Raw genomic sequence first — 658 nt, forward strand, 5'->3', positions numbered from 1 at the left:
AAAGATTAAGACGTTACGATATTAACCTTGGAAATGTCCCCTTAATAACCTTAAGAACATTGATAACACTCCTTTTTAGGGTAATGCCGTTCACTTAAGGTGAACGGTTTTTCTTTTTTTAAGTGGATATCCATTTTTGGAACACTTCAATTCTCGTGGATAACGCCTCTCCCGCCTTGCAGGTAAAACAAATTGTTTCGCACTCTTCGTTATATTCATTACATATTTAGGAATATTTCCTGGTGAGCAAAACGGTAGCATCGTCAGCTCATAGATAATATGCATTGAAGCACCATGAAAGCTTAATTGATTCGGGTGTATTCCATCGACTGATTTTGCCATTAATACCATCTGATAACGTATTAAGTTGTACGCTAACAATATCCCCCACAACTCTTGTTTTATCAGCTCAGGCTGATTACTACGTAGCGTAAATTGCCTATCAAGTAGTGATTGTTTCATTTCTCTAAAGCCTAATTCTATCTCCCAACGATTGTCATATAAATCAACTATATCAGCAGGTGGAAAACGCATTACATCTGTCATTGATGTGAGTATTTGTCGTGGCTTTCCATTAATTGTTTTAGTCAGCAATCTTGCTTCAATATATTCGGGGAGATCAGTAAATTCCTTTCGAGCTTGAGGGCATGCCGTTAAA

The 658-nt window shown here is 37.2% G+C and carries 1 protein-coding gene; it reads right to left on the minus strand.

What is annotated here, in order from left to right:
* Positions 1-90: 90 nt before the first annotated feature.
* The coding region (locus CXF74_RS21575; protein WP_157822524.1) for a transposase at positions 91-658 on the minus strand (568 nt) is incomplete at its 5' end.

Origin of the sequence: Psychromonas sp. Urea-02u-13, assembly GCF_002835995.1 — a bacterium.
Lineage (GTDB): Bacteria > Pseudomonadota > Gammaproteobacteria > Enterobacterales > Psychromonadaceae > Psychromonas.